Consider the following 1740-nt stretch of genomic DNA (forward strand, 5'->3'; position numbering starts at 1 on the left):
GCCGCGGCCAGGCGCTCGCGCCGGCGCTGGCGCGCCTGCAGCGCCGCATGGCGCAGGCGCAGTTCCAGCGCCGCGAGGCGGCTGCGGCCGAGCTGCAGGCGCTGGCCGGGACTGCGCGCCTGCAATTGCGCGTGCAGGCGGTCGAGCTGCTGCTGGCGCTGCTGCAGGCGGCGCTGCAGCAGCAGATGCAGGCGATGCCGGCGCTGGGTCAGCTGGCGCGACAGCTCGGCCATGTCGGGCACGAGCAGCTCGGCCGCGGCCGACGGCGTAGGCGCGCGCAGGTCGGCGACGAAGTCGGCGATCGTGAAGTCGGTCTCGTGGCCGATCGCGCTGATCACCGGCAGCGGGCTCGCCGCGATCGCGCGCGCGACGGCCTCGTCGTTGAACGCCCAGAGGTCTTCGATGGAACCGCCGCCGCGCGCGAGCAGGACCGCGTCGTGGCGCGCGGCCAGCGCGACCGCGCGCAGCGCCGCGACGATGGCCGGCGGCGCCTCGCGGCCCTGTACCGGCACCGGTACGACGTCGACGTCGACGAGCGCATAGCGCCGAGCGATGACGCTGAGCACGTCGCGCACGGCCGCGCCGGTGGCCGAGGTGATCACGGCGAGCCGGCGCGGAAAGCGCGGCAGCGCGCGCTTGCGCTCGGCCGCGAACAGGCCCTCGGCGGCGAGCAGGGCCTTGAGCCGCTCGAACTCGCGGCGCAGCGCACCTTCGCCGGCTTCCTCGAGATGCTCGACGATGAGCTGGAACTCGCCGCGCGCCTCGTACAGGCTGACGCGGGCGCGGGCGAGTACCTGCATCCCGTCGGCCGGACGGAAGCGCAGATAGCTGCTCCTGGGCTTGAACATCGCGCAGCGCACCTGGGCGCCGCCGTCTTTGAGGCTGAAATACAGATGGCCCGACGCCGGCCGCGCGAGATTGGAGATCTCGCCTTCGAGCCAGATCAGGCCGAAGCCGTCTTCGAGCAGGTCGCGTGCACGACGCGTCAGCTGCGAGGGCGTCAGCACGTCGCGGCCGCTGGCATGGACGATGCGGTCTTCGGACATCGGCGGGCGGGGCTTGCCGGCCGGGGCCGGACGGGCCGGCAGTGTAGGCGCGGCCGCGGGCGACGGCAAACCGCGTCGCGCGTCGTCGGAATTGATCCGGATCGGTCACGGCGGCGCCCGCCAGTCGTTATAGTTGCGCCGTCGGAAGCGGCGTCGTCCGCGGCAGATCGGCCGCGCCGGCGCCGTAGCGAACGCTGCCGCAGGCGGGCGCGTCCGCGTTCCGCGACTCCGCTGCCAGTCACTCAGGGGTGATGAGAGCCACATGGTCGATTCCGTGACCGAATCCGAGGCGCCGCGCCGGGCGGCTGCCGGCGAGCGCGCGCTGCGCCAGCGCCTGGAAAGTTTCGTTGCCGAGTGGCGCGCCAATCTCGGCGACCACTGGGACGGCGCCAAGGCCGGCCTGCTGCACGAGGAACTCGAGAAAATCAACGCCGAAGCCGAGGCCCGGGACTTCGCGGAGATCGCCGTGCCGACCCTGGAGCTCATCGTCTTCCTGTGCTCCTTCGTCGAGACCGGCGCGATACCCAGCGCCGTGCAGCGCGCGGCGCTCGGTGGCCTCGTCGACGGCCTGGCGCCGGCGGCCGCCGCGCCGAAGCCGGCGCCGCGCGCCGTCAAGCGCGCGCCGGCCAGCAGCGTGCGCGGCCAGGTGAACTACCTCGCCGCGGCCGATCGCGCGATCGACGCGCTGGCGCCG

2 protein-coding genes are annotated in these 1740 nt (G+C 74.0%); one reads left to right on the forward strand and one right to left on the reverse strand.

All coding sequences use genetic code 11. The features are described 5' to 3' along the window. Nucleotides 1–1046 (reverse strand): exodeoxyribonuclease VII large subunit (gene xseA, locus NON22_RS23870; protein WP_257389480.1); only part of this gene is annotated, 1046 nt, incomplete at its 3' end. Between the two features lie 262 nt (nucleotides 1047–1308). On the opposite strand from xseA, the gene NON22_RS23875 reads away from it, so the two are divergent. Beyond that, nucleotides 1309–1740 (forward strand): hypothetical protein (locus NON22_RS23875; RefSeq protein WP_257389481.1); only part of this gene is annotated, 432 nt, incomplete at its 3' end.

The organism is Tahibacter caeni (assembly GCF_024609805.1).
Classification (GTDB): domain Bacteria; phylum Pseudomonadota; class Gammaproteobacteria; order Xanthomonadales; family Rhodanobacteraceae; genus Tahibacter; species Tahibacter caeni.